Origin of the sequence: Rahnella ecdela, from assembly GCF_019049625.1 — a bacterium.
GTDB classification, from domain to species: Bacteria; Pseudomonadota; Gammaproteobacteria; order Enterobacterales; family Enterobacteriaceae; genus Rahnella; species Rahnella ecdela.
In genome coordinates this window covers 1-24,816 of sequence record NZ_JAFMOY010000108.1, presented here as the reverse complement: position 1 = coordinate 24,816, position 24,816 = coordinate 1, and the positions used below count along the sequence as shown (strand labels likewise).

14 protein-coding genes and 1 pseudogene are annotated in these 24,816 nt (G+C 55.8%); 10 read left to right on the top strand and 5 right to left on the bottom strand.

The genetic code is table 11. The annotated features are described in order from the left end of the window. Nucleotides 1–30: 30 nt before the first annotated feature. The 3 genes from J1784_RS03485 (at nucleotide 31) to J1784_RS03475 (ending at nucleotide 2,893) form a co-directional block, all read left to right on the top strand. Nucleotides 31–798, top strand: coding sequence for a phytanoyl-CoA dioxygenase family protein (locus J1784_RS03485; protein ID WP_217148036.1), 768 nt, complete (start codon nucleotides 31–33; stop codon nucleotides 796–798). An 81-nt stretch (nucleotides 799–879) separates the two neighbouring features. Continuing rightward, nucleotides 880–1,728 carry an AraC family transcriptional regulator gene (locus J1784_RS03480; protein ID WP_217148035.1) on the top strand — a complete coding sequence of 283 codons (849 nt, stop codon included), beginning with the start codon at nucleotides 880–882 and terminating at the stop codon, nucleotides 1,726–1,728. Between the two features lie 106 nt (nucleotides 1,729–1,834). Next, a complete protein-coding gene (locus J1784_RS03475) occupies nucleotides 1,835–2,893 on the top strand; it encodes an NAD(P)-dependent alcohol dehydrogenase (RefSeq protein ID WP_274387303.1) in 1,059 nt (352 codons plus the stop codon). Between the two features lie 45 nt (nucleotides 2,894–2,938). Here the strand turns inward: J1784_RS03475 and J1784_RS03470 are convergent, their stop codons facing one another. After that, entirely contained in the window at nucleotides 2,939–3,865 is a 927-nt protein-coding gene (locus tag J1784_RS03470) for a DMT family transporter (RefSeq protein WP_217148034.1), read from the bottom strand. Continuing rightward, nucleotides 3,862–4,449, bottom strand: a complete 588-nt coding sequence (locus J1784_RS03465) for a TetR/AcrR family transcriptional regulator (RefSeq protein WP_217148033.1) — start codon at nucleotides 4,447–4,449, stop codon at nucleotides 3,862–3,864. Before J1784_RS03465 ends, J1784_RS03470 begins: the two co-directional genes overlap by 4 nt. Before the next feature lie 200 nt (nucleotides 4,450–4,649). On the opposite strand from J1784_RS03465, the gene J1784_RS03460 reads away from it, so the two are divergent. Together J1784_RS03460 and J1784_RS03455 are read left to right on the top strand one after the other, a co-directional pair. Beyond that, the gene (locus J1784_RS03460) at nucleotides 4,650–5,078 is read left to right on the top strand and encodes a CopD family protein (protein WP_217148032.1); all 429 of its coding nucleotides are present in this window, start codon (nucleotides 4,650–4,652) and stop codon (nucleotides 5,076–5,078) included. Nucleotides 5,079–5,275: 197 nt separating this feature from the next. Then, nucleotides 5,276–7,327 (top strand): FUSC family protein, encoded by a 2,052-nt coding sequence (locus J1784_RS03455; protein ID WP_217148031.1) that lies wholly within the window; start codon nucleotides 5,276–5,278, stop codon nucleotides 7,325–7,327. A gap of 60 nt (nucleotides 7,328–7,387) precedes the next feature. Here the strand turns inward: J1784_RS03455 and J1784_RS03450 are convergent, their stop codons facing one another. Next, nucleotides 7,388–9,175 carry a cation:proton antiporter gene (locus J1784_RS03450; protein ID WP_217148030.1) on the bottom strand — a complete coding sequence of 596 codons (1,788 nt, stop codon included), beginning with the start codon at nucleotides 9,173–9,175 and terminating at the stop codon, nucleotides 7,388–7,390. A 263-nt stretch (nucleotides 9,176–9,438) separates the two neighbouring features. Between J1784_RS03450 and J1784_RS03445 the strand changes: the two genes are divergently transcribed. Beyond that, on the top strand, nucleotides 9,439–19,068 hold the full coding sequence (locus J1784_RS03445) for an autotransporter-associated beta strand repeat-containing protein (RefSeq protein WP_217148029.1): 9,630 nt from the start codon (nucleotides 9,439–9,441) through the stop codon (nucleotides 19,066–19,068). Between the two features lie 137 nt (nucleotides 19,069–19,205). Here the strand turns inward: J1784_RS03445 and yahO are convergent, their stop codons facing one another. Then, on the bottom strand, nucleotides 19,206–19,484 hold the full coding sequence (yahO, locus tag J1784_RS03440; protein WP_217148028.1) for a DUF1471 family periplasmic protein YahO: 279 nt from the start codon (nucleotides 19,482–19,484) through the stop codon (nucleotides 19,206–19,208). A gap of 213 nt (nucleotides 19,485–19,697) precedes the next feature. Between yahO and J1784_RS03435 the strand changes: the two genes are divergently transcribed. The 4 genes from J1784_RS03435 (at nucleotide 19,698) to efeB (ending at nucleotide 24,648) form a co-directional block, all read left to right on the top strand. Continuing rightward, nucleotides 19,698–20,267 carry a DedA family protein gene (locus tag J1784_RS03435; RefSeq protein WP_217148027.1) on the top strand — a complete coding sequence of 190 codons (570 nt, stop codon included), beginning with the start codon at nucleotides 19,698–19,700 and terminating at the stop codon, nucleotides 20,265–20,267. Nucleotides 20,268–20,510: 243 nt separating this feature from the next. Next, complete coding sequence (gene efeU / locus J1784_RS03430; RefSeq protein ID WP_217148026.1) at nucleotides 20,511–22,139, top strand: iron uptake transporter permease EfeU; 1,629 nt, start codon at nucleotides 20,511–20,513, stop codon at nucleotides 22,137–22,139. 7 nt (nucleotides 22,140–22,146) lie between these two features. Further along, nucleotides 22,147–23,370 (top strand): iron uptake system protein EfeO, encoded by a 1,224-nt coding sequence (efeO, locus tag J1784_RS03425; protein WP_217148025.1) that lies wholly within the window; start codon nucleotides 22,147–22,149, stop codon nucleotides 23,368–23,370. A 3-nt stretch (nucleotides 23,371–23,373) separates the two neighbouring features. Then, nucleotides 23,374–24,648 (top strand): iron uptake transporter deferrochelatase/peroxidase subunit, encoded by a 1,275-nt coding sequence (efeB, locus tag J1784_RS03420; protein ID WP_217148024.1) that lies wholly within the window; start codon nucleotides 23,374–23,376, stop codon nucleotides 24,646–24,648. A gap of 50 nt (nucleotides 24,649–24,698) precedes the next feature. Here efeB and J1784_RS03415 read toward each other — a convergent pair. After that, nucleotides 24,699–24,816 (bottom strand): annotated as a pseudogene (locus J1784_RS03415) (IS30 family transposase); the annotation flags it as partial.

Sequence of the window (24,816 nt, the reverse complement as noted above, 5' to 3'; positions counted from 1 at the left end):
TTACGCAAACGTTAACTGAAAGGGCGAGAAATGAACAATTCATCTGAACAGTACCTTGACGCACTGGGCGCCACACAACCGCTGACACCGGCACAGGCCGATGAGCTGGTGACCCGCGGTTACATTGTTATTCATAATGTTATCGACAAAGACTGGCTGGAAGATATGCGGAGTGCCTTTGATTCACTGGTGGAAAAAGAGGGTGACAATCTGGCTGTTGAACACCATCAGGAAGCGACGGCAACGCGCATCGCCAACATGATTAACAAAGGCACAGTGTGGGAAAAAGTGTGGTCGCATCCGGTTATTCTGTCCGTCTGTCATCATATTTTCCGGAGCCCGTTCAAGGTGTCCAGCCTGAACGGTCGCGAAGCGCTGCATCACGGCGGACATCAGCCGCTGCATGCGGACTGGAAAAAGCCGCGCCCGGATTTTCCGAAGGTGCATCTGGTCAATGCCATCGTGGCGATTGACGATTTAAGCGCAGCCAATGGCGCGCCGCGCATTATTCCGGGCACTCACCATCGGCCGGAATTGCCCGAAGATGTACTGGCCGATGTAGGGCTGCCGCACCCGGATGAAGTGGTGTTTGAAGCACCGGCGGGCAGCGTGATGATCTACAACGCACATGCCTGGCACGGCGGGACAAATAATCAGATCGGCACACGTCGCCGTGTCTTGCACAGCCTGTATATCGACCGTGAAGATGCGCAGCAGCAGGATCAGCGCAAATGGCTGAAGCCAGAAACGGCCAGCCGTCTGACGCAGGCGCAGAAATGGCTGCTTGATGTTCTGTAAGCCAGTTCTCGTCTCAGGAAGCCTGGTCTGCGGATCAGGCTTTTTTTTGTTATTCTGAAAAGAAATGACTGAGACAACGCCATGCTGCCAGACGTGATAGAAACCCTCTTCCGGTCGGTATCCGGCAGTGATGCGTTCGCCATCCGGTTCCCTGATAATTCTCAGCCGCCGCCCGAACTGGCGTTGGTGGTCAGCTTCCCGCGTATTGAATTTGTGATTGAAGGCGAAGTGCGTGACCGCAGTGTGCTGGCCGACAAAGGTCTGTTACGCGAAGGCGACGCCATTTATATTCCCGGCGGAAAATGGAACCTGACGGTCTGGCAGCGGCCAGCCATCTTACTCAGTATTCTGTTCAGCAAAGAAAAGCTCGGGTTCAGTTTGCAGTTCTGGGACGGGGAAAAGTTTACCGGTACGGATAAGCAGAGCGTTCCGCGCCTCGGGCCGCGCGTCGGGTCGTTTCTGTTGCAGGCGATGAATGAAATTGTTGATAATCCTGACGATCAGCAAACCGCCCGCTGTGTGGTAGCGGGGCTGCTGAGCCATTGTCAGGAACAGCTGGCTAACCGTGCGCAGATCCTCACCCGCAGCGGCGCGCTGTTTGAAGTGATCAAAAAATACATCGAAGAGAATGCCTCGCTGCCCCTGACGCGGGAAAACGTCGCGAAGCGTTTTCATATCACGCCCAATTATCTTTCCCATCTGTTTCGTAAATCCGGCGATATCGGTTTCAGCGAATATCTCAACCATGTCCGGCTGGAAAGGGCGAAGCTGTTGCTGAAAGGCTACGAGCTGAAAATCAAAGAAGTGGCGACCAGCTGCGGTTTTGTTGACAGCAACTATTTTTGCCGCGTTTTTCGAAAAAGCACCGCCCGTTCGCCCTCACAATACCGCAGCCAGTGGCTGAGTCAGTTGCCGGAACGTAAATCCTGAACAAGCAGGTTGGCAGGATCAGGCAAGAAATAAAGAGAACTGTGGCTTGTTGCTGCGGGCTTTAAATCTATAGTGAAGGGGTCATTAACGACTCAGGAGCTGACTGATGAAAACTGTTGGATTTGCGGCCTACGATCCTAAAAAACCGCTTGCCCCGTACGCCTTTGAGCGTCGCGGCCTGCGTGATAACGATGTGGCAATGGAAATTCTGTACTGCGGTGTCTGCCATTCAGATTTGCACACGGCGAGAAATGACTGGGGCTGGAGCTATTATCCCATTGTTCCCGGTCATGAAATTGTCGGACGCGTGACGCAGATTGGCAGTCAGGTCAGCCGTTACAAGGTGGGCGATCATGTCGCGGTCGGTTGCATGGTGGACAGCTGTCAGGAATGCGATCAGTGTAAAAAAGGTGAAGAACAGCTGTGTCGTGAAGGGAATACCGGGACTTACGCCGGTTATGACCGTTTCACGAAAGAGCCGACGCAGGGCGGATATTCCAAGCATTTAGTGGTGCGCGAAGAATTCTGTCTGCGTATGCCTGAAGGGTTAGATCTCTCCAAAGCTGCGCCGTTGCTGTGCGCCGGGATCACCACCTGGTCGCCGCTCAAAACCTGGAACGTCAAACCGGGCAGCCGTGTGGGCGTGATTGGTCTGGGCGGTCTGGGCCATATGGCGGTGAAACTGGCGGTCGGACTGGGCGCAGATGTCACCGTGGTCAGCCGTTCGAATGCCAAAGAAGCCGATGCGCTGGCGCTGGGCGCGAACCGTTTGCTGGTCAGCGCAGACAGCGATGCGATGGCGCAGGCACACGATCATTTCGATTTAATCATTGATACCGTGCCGGTAAAACATGACATCACGCCGTACCTGCCGTTGCTGGATGTCGACGGTACCCTGGTGCTGGTCGGACAGGTCGGGCCGATGGATGAATTCAACACCGTTCCGTTGCTGCTGGGCCGCCGCCGCGTGGCCGGTTCGCCAATAGGCGGGATCCGCGAAACTCAGGAAATGCTCGATTTCTGCGCTGAGAAAAATATTCTGCCGGATTGTGAAATGATCCGTATGGATGAAATCAACGAAGCGTTCGGGCGCATGGAAAGAGCGGACGTGCGTTATCGTTTCGTGATTGATATGGCATCTCTGGATGTCCCTGCGGCAGTTTGATCTGCAACAGAAACCACAATGGCTCCTTATTAAGGAGCCATTTTTTTAGACAGAAACCGCCAGCGGCCCGCGTCTTTTCAGCGGCACGGTGATGAAAATCAGGCACAGTACCACCAGCCCGATGCCCGTCCAGCCTAGCGCGGGCAGTCTTTCGCCGACAATCAGCACCGCTAACACCGCCGCCACGGCCGGTTCCAGCAGCGTGATCGTGGTCGCCATGCTGGCCGGGATCCGCGCCAGCGCATAGCCGAAACAGACGTAGCCCACGAACATCGGGATAAGCGCCATATAGGCGCCGACCGCCGCATTATTCAACGACGCCAGCAGCGGGGCGCCGGTGATAAACAGTACCGGCATCAGCAAGATACCGCCGAGCCCGAAAGTGGCGCCCATCGCCGCGCGTGAGCTGATACCGCGCTGCATTAAATGACGTGCCGCCCACGAATAGAGAGCGTAAGTCAGACCGGCAATCAGCCCCAGCCCGATACCGGCAATCACGCCCGACCCCTGACCGGTTGCCGCATGACCGGCGCTTTCAGCCACGCACAGCAAAATCATTCCGGCCACACCAATCGCCGCGCCGGTCATCCAGCGGCGCGACAGGCGTTGACCGTCGAGCGAAAACTCAATCAGCGCCGATAAGAGCGGGGCGGAACCAATGGAAATCACCGTGCCCACCGTCACACCGGCCAGATGCATGGAGGCGTAAAACGCCAGCGGATAGATACCCACCGCCAGCGCGCCGGTCAGTAACATGCGCCAGTGCTGAAGAAACCGGTGGCGGCTGGCAATAATGCCTTTGGCGGAAATCAGCGCCTGCAATAATCCGCCCAGCCCCATCGCCACCGCGCCTATCGCCAGCGGACTAACGTCTGGCGCAAAGGTCGCGGCAGTGCCGGTCGAACCCCATAAAACAGAAGCGAACAGAACGGCGAGGATCCCCAGCATGCGTTCCCTGCGGGCAATCATCATGGTATCTCCATCATTTGTGCCGCCATGTCCATTGCCTGACGAACGCACCTGCCGTTGCCTTCCAGTCCGGCACGCGAAATCGCGCCTTCCAGCAAAAACGAGAAATGACGTGCCATCAGTTGCGCTCTGGCGACATCCGCAGGGAAAAGCTCGCAAAGATGCGCGGTCACAATCGCTTCCACCTGTTCTTTGTGCCCGCGAACCGCAATGCGTCCGGGCGCAACGGCAGGCAGTTCAGCGGCGGCATTGAGTAATCCGCAGCCACGGAATCCGCGTTCGTAGGAAAATTCGGCGTGGTCGTCGTAGGCCTGAAAAACGGCCAGCACTTTCTCTTTTGGCGTGACAGCGCCTTCCAGCCTGCGGGCGTAAAGTTGCAGCCATTCGTCGTGGCGTATTTCAATGTATGTCGCCACCAGTTCGGCCTTGGATTCAAAATTGTTGTAGAGGCTTTTTTTCGCCACACCGGCGCGTTTGATAATGGCGTCGATGCCGGTGGCGGCGATGCCGTCGTTATAAAACAGCACCCGTGCCGCGCCCAGAAGGCGGTCGCGGGCGCTTTGTGGTGAAGAGTCTGATGTGGACATGGGCGGTCTCGGCGCAATGAATTTGCAGTAGGTATACCAGTCTACCTATTACTTGTAAAGGCGGAGGGCGATAAGAAAAAGTGACGATTTTACCCGTGCCTTTATTGTGGGAAAGGGACATAATCCGGCAAAAGCCGTGAAGAGACAGCAGGTTGGACTCATCCGGCGCGCAGCATTGTCGTTAACTTATGGAGAAAAAGATGATTCATGAATGGCTGAACGCCTTACACCTTATTGCAGGCGTGTTGTGGATTGGCGGGTTGCTGTCGCTGGCTCTGGTCAGCGTGGTGTTTCGCAGTGCGGGCGCAGGCGCAAACGACGGCCTGCGGACGCTGGCCGTCACCGTGCAAAAATGGAACCGCTGCATCACCAGTCCTGCGATGATCCTGCTGTGGGTGGCGGGGATCTGGATGATTGTCAGTCACGGCCAGTTCCCGCACGCGTGGCTGCTGATCAAAATAGTGGTGGTGCTGGTGCTTTCCGCGCTGCACGGTCTGCTTTCCGGCAATTTACGCCGTCTTGCGAATGGTCAGCCCGCGAAAGATTTTGCTCTGGTGCGCAAAGCCGGAACGGTGATTGTTATTGGTGTGATCGTCATTGGCATTATGGCCATCATCCGGCCTTTTTAAGCATCTGATTTTAAAAACAGTCAGACAGATGTCAGATTGGTAAATCCACGTGAGAGCGTGGATTTTTTATGTAGCAAGGTACTGATTTTCCAAAGTGATTAATAGTCAGGTATGTTTTGTTACAATCTTGAATCTGGTGCAAGAATTTGCAGCGTATAAAATGGTGCTTTGATAAACGCTGAGCTGTTGATTTAACAATGAAATGGTTAACAAAAAATGCGCTTTTGTTTTCAGTCAAAACCTGTATTGCGGCATTTTTAGCCTTATATATAGCCCTCGAACTCAATCTCGACAAACCGGCCTGGTCAATGGTGTCGGTGTACGTCATTTCACAGCTTTATTCGGCTTCCACGCTTTCCAAAGCCACGTACCGTTTTCTCGGTACCGTGCTCGGGGGCATGTTTATCTTTCTGGTATATCCGTTCACCGTCACCGATCCGGTGCTTTTCAGCCTCAGCGTGTCGCTGTGGGTGGCGTTTTGTTTGTATCTTTCGCTGCATGACCGCACGCCGAAAGGCTACGTTTTTATGCTGGCGGGCTACAGCGCGGCGATCATGGGATTTGCCGACGTCGATACCCCGATGTCGATCACCTATACGGTGATATCGCGTGTCGAAGAAATTACCGTGGCGATTGTGTGCAGCACGCTGATCCACATGCTGGTGTTTCCGGTGCGGATGCGTAATTTGCTGGAGAACAGCGTCAACAACTGGTACGAAAGCGCCAAAAAGCTGTGCAATGAATTGCTCACCGTCACTGCCAAAGATCCGCTGCCGGAGCGCGAGCATATTCTGGTGCAGATGGCGAATTACCCGCTGAATGTGGAAACGCTGATCACCCACTGCGTGTTTGAAGGGGATTCCGCGCGCAGACTGATCCGCCTGGTGATGGCGCAGTATCAGCACCTTTCGTATTTGATCCCCACGCTGACGGCCATTGAAAAGCGCCTGAACCTGCTGGCCGAACAGCAAATTCCGTTTCCTGATTTTGTCTCTGAGACCTTCAGCCAGTTCCTGCTGTGGCTGAACAGTGCAGAACTCAGCGGCAACGCGAAAGGCATTCAGGCAGAAATCCGTGCCTCGCAGGCCCGCATCAAAAATCTTTATGAAAGCGACGAAATGACGCCGGAAGAAGGGCTGCTGTTCACCGGTCTGCTCGAACGTTTGCAAAACTTCGTCCACATCACTGAATCTTATTACGGCGTAACCGAACGGGTGACGCAGTTCAGTAAAGAGAAAAAGCGCGGCAAAATAAAGCTGGGGCTCAGAAAGCATATCGATGAAGGGATGATCCTGCTTTCAGCGTTTTGTGCCTTTACCGCGACGATGATCGGTTGTTTGTTCTGGATAGGCACGGGCTGGCGCGACGGCGCATCTGCACCGATGATGGCGGCGGTTATCTGCTCGTTCTTTGCGTCCCTCGACAGCCCGATTGCCTCAATGAAAGTCTTCCTCAAAGGGGTGCTGATCGCCATTATCATCAGCGTGATTTATGCCGTAATCTTTATCCCGATGGCGAACACCTTTGAGGCATTGATTATCTGTCTGGCGCCCGGCCTGCTGGCGCTTGGGCTGGTAATTGCTAGTCCTTCCACCAATTTCATCGGCCTGATAATTGCCACGCAGATACCCGGTTTTATCGGTATGGGGCATGATTTCAAACCCGATGTGCTGGTCATTGTGAACGCGGCGATTTCGACAATTGTCGGAATTATGATTGCGTTGCTGACCACCGCGCTTATCCGTAACAAACGGCCTTCGTGGACTGCCAAACGTGCGCTGCGTAAAGGCATTAAAGAGCTTTTGCAGTTCACCAGCGAAATTAAAATCAATGCTTCATCGCTGCGCGGACGTCAGCAATATGTCGCCAGTATGCTCGATAAAGTGAACATTATTTTACCGCGTAACAAAGCCGATCCGTCACCCAAAGTGGCGCTGGGCGGGAATCTGATCACCGAAATCTGGCTTGGGGTGAATTGCTATGATTTCTACGCCCGTCATCAGGACGTACTGAAAAATCATAACGTTGAGACCGAAGTGCTGATGTATGAGATTAATAATTACATCAAGAAGCGGCTGAGAAATATCTACATCGGTCCGCCGGATTCGCTGCTCAATGAGCTGAATCAGGCGCTGGTGCGGCTGGAAACGTTATGCCGCGCGGACATCGAACTGTTCACGCCGCTTTTCCACCTGTTCAACATCCGTATGGCGTTGTATCCGACTGCGCGCTGGCCGGAGCTGGCCTAACCGGTAACGAATAAAGCCCGCGCCGCTGTTCATTAACCTGAATCAGCGGCGCGGGCTTTTTTATGCCTCGTTCTGTACCAACGCAATCAGCGTGCAGGGTACCGGCGGGGTATTACCGTCCTTGAGCACTACCAGCGTATCGTTTTCGCGCACGGCAAAAAGGGGCAGCACGCCGCTATTTTTCTCCAGATAATCTATCCAGCCAAAACTTTCACTGAGGTGCGTGGCCTTAATCACCGCGCCTTTGGCCAGTAAAGAGCTGAGTTTTGAATAGGTCGCATCGCTGCTGAACAGAACTTCATGACGCTGAAAACGGCTGTTTTCCTGTGAGCGGGCACCTTTAAGTGCCGGACCGGAGCGCACGGCATACACTTTTTCGCGCCCGAAAATATGGCCAAAATGATAGACCGCCAGCGCGTTCTGATGGCGATTCGGCGAAAGCGCCAGCACCTGCGATACGCCGCTCAGATCGAGAAAATTCTCCGCATGTTCCGACCACGCATTGCCGTAATAAGCCGGAATACCGTCCATCCGCGCCTGCCGGTAATATTCCCAACTGCTGTCGGTGAGGCGCACCGGAATATCCTGCTTCATCAGCACTTTAGCCACCATCCGCGCCACACTGTTTGCGCCGATTATTAGTACGCCACGCGGCGTTTTCTGCTGTACCCGCAGCGCACGGGCAATCCCGCGGCTGGTCAGGCTTTGCAGCACCACCGTGCCGATAATAATCGCAAAAACCACCGTCACCAGTTTGTCGGCCTGCGGATAATTCATGCGCTGTAGCGTCAGGGCGAACAGTGAACTGACTGCCGCCGCCACAATGCCGCGCGGTGAAATCCAGCACAACAGCAGACGGTCGCGCCAGTGCAGGGAAGAGCGCCACGTCGAGACCGCAATACACAGCGGTCGGGCGATAAACTGCACCACTAACAGCAGGCCAATCAGCGGCCAGCCCATTTCAATCAGCGCATGAATATCCAGTCGTGCCGCCAGAATAATGAATAACGCTGAAATCAGGATGGCCGAAAGTTCTTCCTTAAAGGCCAGAATGTCAGTGGTATCGACATCGCGCATGTTCGCCAGCCAGATGCCCATCACGGTGACGGTCAGCATGCCGGATTCATCCGCCAGCGCGTTGGAAAGCCCGAAAGCGGTCAGCATCACCGCCAGTACGCCGAGGTTTTGCAGATAAGCGGGGATCCACACACGGCGCAGTGCGACACCCAGTACGTAACCAAATACTGAGCCGAGGACCAGCCCTGCGGCGGCGGTTTCCCCGAGAGTCCAGAAAAGATGTGTCAGCGATTCGGCGTGTTCACGCAGGGTAATAAATTCAAACACCAGCAGGGTGAAAATCGCACCCACCGGGTCGATCACAATCCCTTCCCAGCGCAGCACCTGGTTAATCGCCGCATTCGGGCGCACCACGCGCATTAACGGCGCAATCACTGTCGGGCCGGTCACGACCGTCACCGCACCGACCAGCGCCGCCAGTTCAGGTTCAAACCCCAACAGCCACCAGCAGGCGAGGCTGATGACAGCGAATGTCACCAGCATCCCGATGGTCACCAGATTTCGCACCACACCGCCGAGCCCGCGCACTTCATCCACGCGCAGCGTCAGAGCGCCTTCAAACAAAATGATGGCGACAGAAATGGATACCAGTGGAAACAGCAGATCCCCAAACAGAGCGTCGGGCTGAATGACGTGTGTCACCGGCCCGAGTACGACGCCCAGCAACAGTAAAGGCAATATGGCCGGGATTTTTAACAACCAGGCCAGCCACTGCGCCAGCAAGGATCCCAGTCCTATGATGACCAGCATCAGCGGGGCGGATAGCAGCATAATTTTTCCCTTTATTCATTTTAAATATGGCGTTCAGGCGCAATGAACGCGAAGTCACTATTTCATCAGTAAAAAGTTGCGTTTTTGTAAGTGTAGCTTACCTTTATGTTAGGAATTCGTAAGTGAAATTTCAGAATATTTAAAATTAAGTTTGAGGTAAGGAAATATTACCTCGCTCCCTTTTGCTCTCTCTTGTTCAACTTGTTTACGTTGCGCCTGACCACAACGGTCGCCTTATAAAATTCTCTTGATGGAACTGACTCATGAATAAGATCTATCGTCTGGTGTGGAGTGAAATCAGGTCTGCGTGGGTTGCCGCGCCTGAAACAACCAAAGGGCATCGCAAAGGAGCAGGACGCACAAAATTAGCGGCGACTCTGGCACTGGCCCTGACGGCAGCGCCCGCTCTGGCGGATGATGTGAACTGGGCAGATGTTTATCCGACCTATAATTTCCCGCCACTGACTAATTATGATGTTTTGCGGGAAACGGGTTTTGCTTTCACCATTGATGGCGATACCGCCACTGCCACGCATTATGCCGCCGGAACGACGCTCAATATTCTGGGACCGATCCCGACGATTGCCGCAGGAACCAATGGCAGCGCCACGCAGTTGCTGGTGCGCAACGGGCTGATTGACAGCACCGGTGCCGATGCGGATCCGGGTCGCATCACCGTTATACAGGCGACGGATTCTAATAATCTGGTCACGCCGATAACCTCCGCCAATATCGATACCTTCAGCTATTCGACCAGTCAGGCGGTTCCGCAGCAAGATCAGGAGCTGAACGTTGTCGTGCCGGGGCTGGATGGCAGTTATGCCGTCATAAAAGTGTATGATTCCACAACGTTTTCCGCGCCCGGCACTTCACTGGTCGGTGATTTGCCGCTGAACGTGTACGACCCGAATTCGTTCCATATTTACAATAATTTCGGTATCGCCAGCGTGGCTTCCACCGGTGGCACCGCCAATATTAATATCGGCGCAGACACCAGCGGCACCACGCCGATAGCCGCTGCGGCGAACACCCTCGAACTGCTGGCGAAAAACTCCACGCTGGCTAAGGCGGATGGCAGTGCCGGTGCTGCCAGCGCCGTGAACTGGCAGTCTGATAACTACGTACATTTCGCACCGGCAGCGGTGATTTCCGGTGACCTGCAAAATGAAACAGCGGTCAGCTCGCAATATAACGATTCGATTACTTTACCGAACTATGTGCTGGTAGCCGGAAGGGTTATACAGGCAGGTTCCAGAACTTTCACCATTAACTCGGCGGCAGATATTGCTGCCGTGAACGATTTCCTGCTGGGGACCAGCCGGGAAAACAGTCAGGTTCAGCTTTGGCTGACCGGCGGAGTGACGCTACCGCCACAAAACGGCGGAGCGGTGATTGATTCGCCGGTCATCGCGCAAAATACCTATAACGCCATCATTCAAAGTTTACTCAGTGCCGAGCAGCAGAACCGTGTGGATCTGACCTATCACGTGTGGTCTGACATGCTTGCCCACACCAATAACGCCACGCTGGGAACCGGCAGCCTGAACGTGATTTATGCCACCGGTGCGGATGCCACCGGCACGGTCACCAGCACCGGCAGTCTGGCGGTGGATGGCGCAACGGCGGTAATGCGTGGCGACAACGGCGCGATACTGACCAACGACGGTAACATCAATATCTGGCGCAGCAACGGCTCAAGCCCGGCGGGCGTCGGGATGATGGCGACCGACGCCACCGCGATTAACAACGGCACGTTAAACGCCGGACTGTTCCTCGAAAAAGACGGCACCAACCAGAATGTCAGTAATCAGGGCAGCATCGCCATGCAGGGGCTGGGCGCGAGTCAACTGTCTAACACCGGTTATATCAACGTTGCGCTGACCGATGGCACCACCGATGGCGCAACCGGTATGCAGGCGCAAGGCACCACCACCGCCACCAACAGCGGCAGCATTGCGGTGACAGGTAATACACATAACACTGACGGGCGCGCGAGCGGCTACGGTGCAGATATCTCCGGCGCGGCGACGTTTACTAACACCACTTCCGGCAATATTTATGTCGGGACGGATCCGGTGACCGCCAGCGCAGCGCCTTCCGCGACCACTATGGTCGGCGGTGCGGTGCAGTCCGCCGGTATCCGCACCAGCAGCACCGGCAATGTGACCAACGACGGCACCATCACGCTGGGTACACTGACGCGAAATGCGGTCGGCATGCTGGTTAATGGCGGCACAGGCGCGGTACTGAACACCGGCACTATTAACGTGCTCGGGCAAATTTTGGCAAACGGTTCGGCGGCTCAGAACTATGGCTTATCCGCTACCGATACCACCAACGTCACCAATACCGGCATTATCCGTGTGTTTGGTGAAAATAACGTGGCGATCAACCTGCTGGCCAGAACGGCAACCGCCACCGTGAATTCCTCCAGTGCAGGAACGATTACTGTCGGGGCGGCAGGCGATAATGGCGGCAGCGACAATAACCCGTATACCTACCGTAACTATGCCGTTTACGCCGAAGGGCTGAACGGCAATCAGGCGACGGCTGCGGTTGATTCGGCGATAAACCTGCTATCTGCCGGGGCGATTGGTGTGCATGCGCGCGGACAGGCGACCATCAACGTAGGCACTAATGCGCTCCTGAATTTCGCTAACACCAATCAGATTGGTTATTACGCCTATGGCGAGAATGCCAAAATCAATCTGGGCAGCGCCATCATCAAAGACAATGAACAGGCGGGGTCTATCCTGTTTGCTATCGACCACGGCGCGCAGTTTGACGGTGATTCCGGTAATGCCGGTCCGTATCAGCTAACAGTGACCGGTACCGGTTCAACCGGTGTATTTGCTAATGGTCTCGATACCGGCGCAGACGGTCAGCCGGGCGGTGGCGATGATTCGCTGACCACGCTCGATACCGGTCAGGCGACCATTCATGTCGGCGGCGAAAATGCGGTCGGGGTAAAAATAACGGGCGGCGCGACCGGCACCATCAATAACGGCGGCATTTTGCTGGAACATAACGACGCCACCGCCGTGGTGGTGGATGGTCGCAACTATGCCATTGACGGCACCAAAGGCGACGGTGCGGATGCGCTGGCAACGAACGTGCTTTCAAAAGTGGATATCGGCACTACCGCCAGCCAAAGCGGCATTAAAGCCTACGATATTTCGTGGCTGGGTAATGTGGATATCGAAAGTGATGGCACTGATCTTGCGGGTAATAACAATATCGGGGTTTACCTCCACGATGGCGGGATAGCCAAAAACAACGCGCCCATCAACGTAAGCGGTACTAACAATATCGGCGTGTACATTCAGGATAAAGGGACGCTGAACAATCTGCGTGATATTACGGTGACAGGTGCGGCTGGCAGTAATAATGTGGGGGTGAAAGTTCAGGGCGCAGGCGCGCAGGTCACGCAACTCGGTAACGTAACGGCCAATGGCGGTCTGGCGGCGGTACAACTGGTCAATGACGGCGCGTCACTGACGATCAGCGGCACGAACAACCATATTACGGCCAGTAACGGAGCAGACGGCATCCTGATGGACGTCGGTTCTTCCTCGCTGACGGCGAGTAATACGCTGATTGATATCAGCGGGACAGGCGCGGGCATCAACAACAAGGCCGACACCTCAAATATTAACCTGACCGGTGTGACCATCAACGCGGCTGACGGCCCGGCAATCCGTACTGCAGTGACCTTTGATGCAGAGGGTTCCGGCAACCAGCTGAACGTGTCCGGCAGCGGTGCAGGCTTTGCGTTTGAACAGGCCGACGGCAGCAATACGACCGGTAATCTGACTATCGGCACCGGTTACACCATTGATGTGACCGGCGCGAACGGCAACGGGATCCTGGCGAAAACCAACGGCAGCGTGACTTCCGGAGCCAACATCACCATGGGTACGACCGGCGGTGCGGCGATATCGGCGGTGGATGCGAGCGCCGTCACCAACAACGGCAACATCCAGACCAGCAGCAACACCAACACGTCGGTTCTCGCTACCAATGCGGGCGCGTTTACCAACAACGGCACGATCAATGCCACCGGTGCGCTCAATCCGCTGGCGCTGATACGCATCAACGGCACGGCGGCGAATCGCACCATTATCAACAGCGGAACGATTACGGATGCCAGCCCGAACTCTGTAGTCATTGATGCCAGCGGCACGGCAAATAACACCGTCACTAACCAGGGCACGCTCAGTGCCGCCAGCAATACCGCCACGGCGTTACTCAGTGGCAGTGGTAGTGACAACGTCACGCTTTCCGGCACCCAAGCGACCACCGGGCTGATCAACCTGGGCTCAGGCAATGATACCTTTACCTGGAACAGCGGCACGCTTGATGGTGCGGTGGATTTCACCGGCGCAGACGGTAACGATCGCGCTAATATCGGCGATGTCGATCTGACGACAACTTCTCATATTCTCAGCGAAGGCGGTAGCAACAGCACGCTGACGTTCACCAATACTCATGCGGGCGCGGGTTCAGCGCAGATTGGCTCGCTGGCGGCCGATGCGCTGCCGGTGACCAATATCGGTACCGGCTGGAGCACGCTGGCGGTGACCGGCACCGACGCGGACGTGCAGGTGGTAGACAATCTGCAACTTTCCGGTACGCCGCTGATTCAGGTCACCGGCGGCGGCACGCTGCGCGGCGGTGACAACGTCACGGATGCCACGCTTTCCAGCATCAACAATTATGACGTCAGTACCGACGGCGCAGACAGTCTGCTGGTGTTTAACGGCCTTTCCGCCACGCAAACCTATTCCGGGATTATCAGCGGCAGCGGCGGACTGGAACGCGCAGGAGGCGGCACCACCATTCTGACCGGTGAAAACACCTACACCGGGAATACGCTGATCGACAATGGCGGCACGCTGCAACTCGGCAACGGCGGTGCGCCGGGCGCATTGTCCGAGCTGACCAATATTACCGATAACGGCGTGCTGAACATCAATCAGTCCGATACCGTTAATCTGGGCGGTGTGATCAGCGGAACCGGTGCGTTCTACCAGACCGGCAGCGGCACCACGCGGTTAAGCGGTGCGAATACCTATCAGGGCGTGACGCAGGTGAACGGCGGCACCTTGCTGGTTAACGGCAATCAATCCGGTGCGACCGGTGCAACAACCGTCGCCAGCGGCACAACGTTAGGCGGGACCGGCACCATTGGCGGCGACGTGACTTTCGGGGCGGATACCACGCTTTCACCAGGTGACGGCGGCGCGGGTACGCTCAATATCAACGGCAGTCTGAATCTTTCACCGACCACCAATAATAAATTCGAGCTGGGGCAGTTCACCACCGCAGGCGGTGCGCTGAATGACTTCGTGAATGTTGCCCAAAACCTGACGCTGGACGGACAACTGAATGTTACGGTTTCCGACGGCGGCAGCTTCCTGCCGGGGCTGTATCGCCTTTATAGCTATGGCGGCACGCTGACGAATAACGGTCTGGAAGTCACGACACTGCCACCGGGCAGCGACAGTACGTATGGCGTGCAGACGTCAATCCCGACTCAAGTCAACCTGGTGTTGAGTTCACCGCAAACCAGCTCAACGCTGCAATTCTGGGACGGCGATCTGCTTGGCAGCAACCACGGCGACGGCACTTCAGGTAACGACGAGGTTGATGGCGGCAATGGCGTCTGGCAATCCCGTGCGGTGGGCGATACCAACAACTGGACCACCTCCACCGGTTTTGGCAACAACCCGTGGAGCCAGGCATCCTTCGCAGTATTCCAGGGCACAGCAGGCACGGTCACCGTCAGTAACTTCTACAATCCGGTCACTGCGGCGGGGATGCAGTTCGACAGCGACGGCTACGTCCTTAACGGCGACCCTCTGACGATGTTCCGTTCCACAAACCTCACACCGGTTTCGGCTTACCGGGATCAGGGCGAAACGGCGGCGGATGCGTACTTCATCATCCGTGTTGGCGCGGGCGGTGCCGGTGCCGGAGATACGGCTACCATCAACGCCAATCTCGTGACCGCCGGGCCGGGCAGTCAGGTTCTGAAACTGTTTAAATCTGATCCGGGCAGGCTGATCCTGACCGGTAATAACGGTTACGCCGGTGGGACTGAAATCTTCGGCGGTACGTTGAATGTTTCCTCCGACCAGAACCTCGGGATAGCGGGCACATCGATACTGATAAACAACAACTCGACGCTACAGATTGGCGATAACTTCACCACCGACCGTCTGATTTTCCTCAGTCGTCTTGGTGGTGGTCAGTTCGATTTGTACGGTCACACCTTCACGCCAACCGGCGTGATCGGCGGGCTGGGACAGCTGACGGTGCTGGATTCTGCCGCCACAGCTAACAGCTTGCTGGAACTGAATCAGGCGAATACGTATCAGGGGCCGACCACCGTTACCGGCACTAACGGCGCAACCACCGTCGCTGTCGATGCCAATACCACCGGCGTGTTCGGCACGGCAAACAGCCTGATCACCGTTAACCAGCAAGGCACCGTCAATTTCAATAACGATGCGAACGCCGAAACCCACAGCTTCGCGCTCGACAGCGGCATTCTCACTTTCAATGACACCGCGTCGGCAGCAGACAGCATTATCAATGCCACCAACGGGGCGGCAGTCCGGCTGAACGATAATGCGAATGGCGGCAACGGGCAGTTTACGCTGGCCTCCGGCACGCAAATGAACCTCAGCGGTCAGGCAGACGGCGGCAGTTCAACCATCGACAACAGCGGGCTGGTAACCTTTGCCGGTCAGGCAACGGCGGCGGGCAGCACTATCGCTAACAACGCGGGTGGCGTGGTGAATATCGCGGACGTCAGCGACAGTACCTCAGTCGGTTCGCTTTCCGGTGCGGGGAATGTGGTGCTGGGTGCGGCGCAACTGATTGAAGGGGCGCTGAATCTCAATGACAGCATCAGCGGCATTATCAGCGGCGTTAACGGCAGCCTTGCCAAAACCGGCACCGGTACTCTGACGCTGACCGGCGACAACAATTACACCGGTGCGACCGGTGTGCAGCAGGGTGTTCTGCTGGTCAATGGCAATCAGCAGGCCGCGACCGGCGCAGTCAGCGTGGCATCAGGTGCCACATTGGGCGGTAACGGCACGCTGGGCGGCAATGTCACCGTGGCAGATAACGGCCATCTGGCGGCGGGGGCTGATCTCAACAGTGTCGGCGTGCTGACCACGGGCGGGCTGACGCTGAATCAGGACTCGCAACTTGATTTCCAGTTCGGGCAGGCCTTTACCGCAGGCGGCAGTCTCAATGACCTGATAAACGTCAACGGTGACCTGAATCTGAACGGCAAACTGAATATCACCCAGACGCCGGGCGGGACGTTTGATGTCGGTATTTATCGCGTCATCAATTACACCGGTGCGCTGACCAACAATACGCTGGATATAGGTACGGCTCCGGCGGCGGCAGATGACATGTATGTACAGACGTCGTTGGCGAATCAGGTCAATCTGGTGAACCGCACCGGCGTTATCCTGCGGTTCTGGGACGGTGCGGACAGCGCCAACAAAAACGACAGTCAGATCAACGGCGGCGACGGAACCTGGCAGAACAGTTCCGGCAATGACAACTGGTCAACAGATGTCACCAATCCGGACGGGCGTTTCAACGCGCCGTTTAGCGATAACTCGTTCGCAGTCTTTGGCGGCGAGAAAGGCAATGTCACGGTGGATAACAGCCTTGGTGCAGTGACGATCAGCGGCGCACAGTTTGCCACCGACGGCTATGTGATTAACGATGGCGTGATCACTACCAGCACTGCGGACACGCAAATCCGCGTCGGCGACGGCACCGCGGAAGGCGCTAAGTATGTGGCGACTATCAATTCGCAAATCGCGGGCAGCGGCGGTATCGACAAAACCGATGCCGGTACCTTAGTCCTTAACGGCGCGAACACTTACAGCGGCGGCACGCAAATCAACGCCGGTACGTTACAGGTTTCTGCCGACAATAACCTTGGACAGTCCGGCACCGGACTGGGCTTTAACGGCGGTACACTGCGTTACGGCAACGCGTTTGATACCCGCCGCGCAGTGAACCTGCAAAGCGGAGGCGGCACGGTGGACACCAACGGCAATAATGTGGCGATGAACGGTGTTCTCAACGGCGACGGCGCGCTGACTAAAACCGGCAGCGGCACCTTATCGCTGAACAGCGACAACACTTATACCGGTGTGACCACCATCAGCGGGGGGAACCTTCAGTTAGGTAACGGTGGCGAACAGGGCAGTATCGTCGGCGATATTGTCGATAACGCCATTTTACAGATTAATCGTTCTAATCTGCTGACGTTGCCGGGCAGCATTTCTGGCACCGGTCAGGTCTGGCAGCAGGGATCCGGCACCACGGTGCTGGGCGGCAGCAATAGCTATTCCGGTATTACGCTGGTGCAAAGCGGCACCTTGCTGGCGAACGGCACCAACACTCTGAGCGCCAAATCGGATCATATTGTCAGCGCCGGTGCGTTGCTCGATACCGGCGGCACCAGCCAGACGGTCGGTTCTGTCATTAACCAGGGCACCATTAACCTGCGTGGCGGCGATGTGGGATCTACGCTCACCGTTAACGGCAATTATGTCGGCATGAACGGTGTGCTGAATATTGCCGCGCAGCAGCACAGTCCGGGTGTGGCTGACCGTCTGGTGATCAACGGCGGGTCGGCGACCGGCGTGACGCGTCTGGATATCGACGTCAGCCAGCTCGGGGAGCAGACCACCGGTGACGGTATTACCGTGGTTGAAGCGCTGAACGGCGCGACCACCACCGCGCAGACCACCAAAGACGCCTTCACGCTGGGTGCCGATCATCTCGATGCGGGCGCATTCCAGTACCGTCTGTTTGCCGCCAACGCACAGGGCGCGGGCGAAGACTGGTTCCTGCGGGCGAGTTATCGTCCTGAAGTGCCGGTGTTTGACGGTCTGGCAAGTATGGCCCGTCAGGCAGACCTCGCGGTGCTTGGCACACTTCATCAGCGCGTCGGTGATGAAAAACCGTATAACGCCAACACGCCGGAAGATCAGGAGGGACGTTTCTGGGCGCGTTATATCGCGCAGTCCACCCATCAGAGTCTTAACGATGCGACGTCTACCCAATCGGATTCGCGGATGAACGGTATGCAGGCTGGTGTCGATTTGTATCAGGATCAGAGCTGGCGGGCAGGGGTTTACACCACGGTGCTGGATATCGATACCAACTATCAGGGCGCGAATTCCGGCGGTTATGGTCCGGCGGGTTACACTTCGGATACTGCGTTCTATCTGGGCGGGTACGCCACCTGGACGGCGGACAACGGTTTCTACGTCGATAACGTGTTCCAGTACGGCAATCACAGCATTGATCTCACCATGCCGGGCAGTCACGATTCGCTGAGTCCCGACGGCAATACCTATATAGCATCGGTCGAAGTGGGTAAACCGTATCAGTTGGGCGACAGCAGCTGGGCGCTGGAACCGCAGGCGCAGCTTATCTGGCAGCACAGTGATTTCGACAGCGTGATTATTCCGGGCGATGCCAAAACCCGTGCCTCAGTCAGTGCGGACGATGCGGTAATTGGCCGTCTCGGCGTGCGTCTGACAACGCAATACGACACCGAACACGGCACAGTGAAGCCGTATGTGCGGGTTAACTTGTGGCAGGTATTGTCAGACGGCAGCGACACCACCACCTACGTGAATACCAGCAACAACGCCGGTGAAACGTCACTGACGTCCGATCAGCGTTACAGCAGTACGGAAGTGGCGCTCGGTGCAACGTGGGCGGCGACCAGTGAAGTGCAGGCGTATACCGAAGTGGGTAAAAGCTACCAGAACGGCGGCTCGAAAAGTCAAATTTCCAATGACGTGAGCGGCACGGTCGGGATAAAAATCCGCTTCTGATGGCAGGGCAAGGATGCCCTTTGATTTTATATTGCGTTGAGGGGACGAAAAAAAGCCCAACAAAAAGCCCGTATCAAAACGGGCTTTTTGTTTAATGCTTAAAGTTACTGCGCAGCGGCAGACTTATTTTTTCTTACTCATTTTTTCTTATAGACGTCAGCAGTGCCGTGGATTTTGTTATTGGTGTTGCCTGAGGTTAATACGAAGACGTCGCCGCCTTTCTTATCAGCCTGCTTGGAAAGATCTTCGATAGCGCCAGACTGAGACGTTTTATTCGAGGTGCTCACAGAGCCGAGTTTGGTGTACTGAGATTCCACTTTTTTAAACTCAGATTTTTTCATCATCTGAGCGGAAAAAGCACTAAAAGAGATCAGGCCGGTCAGAGCTACTGCCACTACTACGCTAATTTTTTTCATGTATGCCTCAAATGTCAGAATGCCCGTAAAGGGAAGAAACTTTGCTTGCCATAAGCGAATTTATAATTACCCTGTTGGCGACAAACCCTGCGGTAAAACAACGATTTATCACTCACGTTAAGTAATAGACAAGGAAGTGAATAATTTCAAGTCTGAAACAAAATATTTAGCGCAAAGTGCGCTTTTAAGCTTTTTATGCTGCCTGAGGAAAGTATGTTTTCACTCGATTCACTGGATGCACTCATCAGAGCGCACGGGTTACTGATCATGACGCCGCTGGCCATCCTGGAAGGGCCGGTAGTGACGGTGATTGCCGGTTATTTTGCGCGTCTCGGTTATTTAAGCTTAACGGGGATTTTTGCTGTGGTGATGGCCGTGGAAGTGTTCGGAGATTTGCTGTTTTACTCACTGGGGCGATGGGTTATCAGGCCGGACGGAACGCCGCCCGGCTGGCTGACGCGCCTCGGGCTGACGCAGGAACGGCTGGAAAAAGTGGTGCGCAGTTTTGACCAGAAAGGCGGGCGCATGTTGGTGCTGGGTAAACTGACGCATTCCGCAGGCGCACTGGTACTGACCGCTGCAGGTATGTCGCGCATGCCGCTGGCGCCGTTCCTGTTCTATAACATTGTGGCGGCCATTCCCAAAACCGGGGTTCTGCTGGGAGTGGGCTGGATGTCCGGCGATATCCTTTCACAGGTGAACGACTGGCTTGCCTATGCCTCCCTCGGGGTTTTCATCCTGCTGGCCGTGCTGGGAGTTATCTGGCTGAAGTCTAAGCAATGATCACGGTAAGGGCGCTGCCACGTTGCAATGAACCCGGGCGTTTAAAAAGGGCAGGCCACAAGGAAGTGGCCGGAATTGCAGAAATTTTCAACTGGTTACAAAAAACGCACTCTTTACTACAAAATGTCATTTCTCACGCAATCTGTTGCAATTCCTCATACTCCATTCCTTCCCTGTGATTCGGCTAACTGATATCAATTATCATTAATGATTTGATAATGCTTCTTGTTGCTGGAGTCACCTTTGTTAGCCACCTTTATTATTGGTCTGCGTGAGGGCCTGGAAGCCGCGCTGATCGTCGGCATTATTGCGGCCTTTTTACGTAAAAACGGCAAAAGTCTTTTTGCGATGTGGGTCGGCGTCGTGCTGGCGCTGGTGCTCTCAGTGATTGTCGGTATTGCGCTGGAGATGACAGAGCGTGCTTTGCCGCAGGCCAGTCAGGAAGGGATGGAGTCGGTGATAGGCGCGGTCGCGGTGTTCTTCGTGACCGGCATGATCATGTGGATGAACACCCACGCGCATAACATGAAAAAGGAGCTGGAAAGCGACGCCGCCGAAGCTATCAGCCAGTCCAGTGCCTGGGCGCTGGCCAGCATGGCGTTTCTGGCGGTGCTGAAAGAAGGCTTTGAAACCAGCGTATTCCTGCTGGCGACGTTCTCCGTGGCGCAGTCCGCGATGTGGGCTGCGGTCGGCGCAGTCATCGGCCTTGTGGTGGCGGTGATCATCGGCTGCGGTATTTATTTTGGCGGCATCCGCATTAATCTGTCGCGCTTTTTCCGCTTTACCGGTCTTTTCCTGATCCTCGTGGCAGGCGGACTCATCATCACTTCACTGCAAACCGCACACGAAGCCGGCTGGCTGAATATCGGCCAGCAGCGTATTGCCGATCTCTCCTGGCTGGTTCCGCCGGGCACCATCCGTTCAGCGCTGATCACCGGCGTGCTGGGTATTCCGCCTGATCCTAATCAGATCCAGACCGTGGCGTGGCTGCTGTATATCGGCATTGTTTCGGTGATGGTTTACTGGCCTGCGCACCGCCGTCCGGCACCCGTAAAAGCGGCGCGTCTGTCGCTGGCTTTCGCCGGTGTGATGGCACTCGCCGCGCTGGCGCTTTTCCTGTTTTATCCCCCGTTTACCCTGCAACTGCCGGGCAGCGCGCCGCTGGTGAGCAGCGCGGAGCAAACGCCTGCCGGTCAGGTGCAACTTCTCGTCACTGCCGGTAACGGCTATCAGCTCAGTGTGCAATCCGCCACGGGCAAGATAACGCAGATAGCGCTTGCGCCCGATGCCGCTATCCCCGGTGAACGCGCGGGTTTGCCAATACGCGAATGGAATATCAAAAAATCCGTGACCCCCTATGGTGCGCCGGACGAAGTGACGCTGGATCAGGTGGTGGCGCTTTACGGGAATCGTATTCCTATCGGCCTGAACCCGGCGATGCATCCGGGGCCGTATCAGGCGCAGTGGACGGTGCATTGCAACGTTCAGGCTTCTGCTGCCGGGGACGCTTTACTTGATGCCAGCGGACAGGCCGAAGAGGTCATTACACTTTCTGGCAGCGGCCTGCAATCGCCGCGCACGGTGACGGTACGCACGCCTGCTGACGATGTTTCTGCCTGCAACTGGCAACTGAGCAGCGCGTATCAGCAGCACGTTTCTGACGTTCTGCAACAGAGACAAACTTATCAGGACACTTATCGTTTCTGGGCTTACATGCTGCCTGCTTTGCTGGCGGCACTGGCCCTGATTTTTGCTGTATCTGCACTGCGGGTTTTACTGCAATTCCGTCACGAACGGTCATCTGTCAGCAGGGAATATGACCTGTCTTTCGGTTCTCAACCACACACCAATTTGCCAAAAAATAAAGGATAAGTAATTCATGCGTAAGAAGAATTTTAAGAAAAAAGAATCGCTGATGACTGCCGCGGGCCTGACAGCATTGCTGATGTTTTCGCTGGATGCGCCAGCCGCTGCCGCTCAGGCGCCGGTGACGAATGGCGTTTCACAGGTGAATATCACCATGACCGGCGACAAGGGCGGCACCTGTGTGGTGGATCATAATTCGGCAAAAGCCGGTCCGGTGACGTTTAACGTGGTCAATAAAACCGCGACGGCAATTACCGAGCTGGAACTGCTGAGCAACAACCGTATTCTGGGCGAAAAAGAGAACCTGGCTCCGGGGCTTCCTGCGGTCAAATTCACCCTGACGCTGGATGGGGGTAAATACCAGATTTTCTGTCCGGGCGCAGAACATGAGATGACAGACTTTACTGTGACCGGTAAAAGCGCCGCGCAACCGGCGGGCAGCACCGCAACTATTCTGGCGCAGGGCACCAAAGATTACGCCACCTACGTCAATGGCGTAGTGGACGCGATGGTCGTGGCGGTTAACCGCCTGAAAGCGGATATCGATGCCGGTGACCTGGCCACGGCCAAAGCCGATTACGCCAAAGCGCGTCCTTTCTACGAGCGTATCGAATCTGACGTTGATGGTTTTGTGCTGCCGGGCTTCAAGGCCACCGATAATTCCGGCAACCTCGATTACCTGATTGACATGCGTGCCTCGAATCTGGATCCGAAAGCGGGCTGGCATGGCTTCCACGCCATCGAGCGTGACCTGTTTGGTCAGGGTAAAATCACCCCTGAAACCAAACAGCTGGCGGCTGAATTGCAGAAAAACGTCGCACAGCTGGATACGCTGACCAAAGCCCTGACGTACAAACCGGAAGATCTGGCGAACGGTGCCGCAGACCTGCTGGAAGAAGTGCAGAACACCAAAATCAACGGCGAAGAAGAAGCGTTCAGCCACTTTGACCTGGTGGATTTCGCTGGTAACGTCGAAGGCGCACAACAGGCGTTCGCCTTCCTGCAACCGGGTCTGGAAAAAATCGATCCGGCGCTCACTAAGCAGGTCGCCGCGCAATTCGCTGCTGTCCATACGCTGCTGGAAACCTACCGTGATACCAGCGTTCCCGGCGGATACAAATATTACACCGCTGAACTCAAAGCCTCTGATGCTGCGAAGCTGAGCCGTTCTATTCAGGCGTTACAGGAACCTCTGTCTAAAATCGGTGAGAAAGTGGCGGCAAATAAGGGAGCCTGATAAATGAGTGAACAACGCGAACCGGCCAGGGAGGCCGGTAAGTTTTCCCGCCGTGATTTACTCAAGGGTGCGGTAGCCGGTGCCAGCGCACTGGCGATCCCGACGGTTGCTCATGCGCACGGTCAGGCGGTGGCGGCACATGACCCGGAAGACCGAATCGACCTGTCGCACCAGTATCCGTTCTACGGTAACGGCGGTCAGGTGGGCGTCACCACGCCGCCACAGCGGCATATCATGTACATGACCTTTGATCTGACCACCACCAGCCGTCAGGATTTACAGGTGTTGCTGGCGCGCTGGTCATCGGCAATTGCGCAGTTAATGAAAGGCGGAATTATCGGTCAGGTGGAACCGGCGCGCGACAGCGGCGTGGGTATGGATACAGGCGAGGCGATGGATCTCGGTCCGGCGTCACTGACCGTTACTGTCGGACTGGGGCCGCGCGTTTTCACTGACGCCTTCGGACTGGCAAAACAAAAACCGCAACTGATGCGCGAACTGATGCAACTGCCGAGTGACGATATGCAGCCGGAACTGACCGGCGGCGATCTCTCTTTGCAGGCTTGTGCTGACGATCCACAGGTGGCGTATCACGCCATCCGCGATTTAGCGCGTATCGCCAAAAGCACCGGCGCAGCAGCAACCCGGTGGACGGTGATGGGCTTTGGCCGCGCGTCTGCCGGTAAAGGGCAGTCCACGCCGCGTAACCTGTTCGGCTTTAAAGACGGTACACGCAACATCACCGAGAAAGCGGATTTTGACAAATATGTCTGGATCAAAGATGGCGGTCCGGCGTGGCAGCAGCAGGGCAGTTATCAGGTGGTGCGGAAAATCAAAATTCACATCGAAAGCTGGGATACTGACCGGGTCAGTGATCAGAACAATGTGTTCGGACGGCATAAGGTTTCCGGTGCGCCGCTGACCGGTACCAAAGAGTTTGATACTCCGCAGTTCACCCAAAAAGATGCCGATGGCAATCTGGTTATTCCGGCGACGGCGCATATCAGCCTGGCAGCGCACGAGAACAACGGCGGGGTTAAAATCCTGCGTCGTTCATATAACTACACCGACGGGCTGAATAACATGGCGCAACTTGACGCCGGACTGTTGTTTATCAGCTACCAAAAAGACCCGGCGCAGTTCGAAGCCTTGCAGACCAAACTCGGCGCATCCGACGCGCTTAACGAATACATCTCCCACATCGGTTCAGGGATCTTCTTCGTGCCACCGGCACCAAAAGAAGGGTCTTATCTCGGGGCGGAAATGTTTGAGGCCTAGCCTTGAAGATATTCGTTTATAGCGGCAAATGTCTGGTATGTGCTGTGAGTTCAACCGATGGATGCAACACATTGGTTAAAACGCTCTGCGGGTGATTCATAGTCTAGCGTTTTTCTTGGCCTCTCGTTGAGCTGCCTGGCAACACTGTTTAGTCTTAGCTGGCTGTGA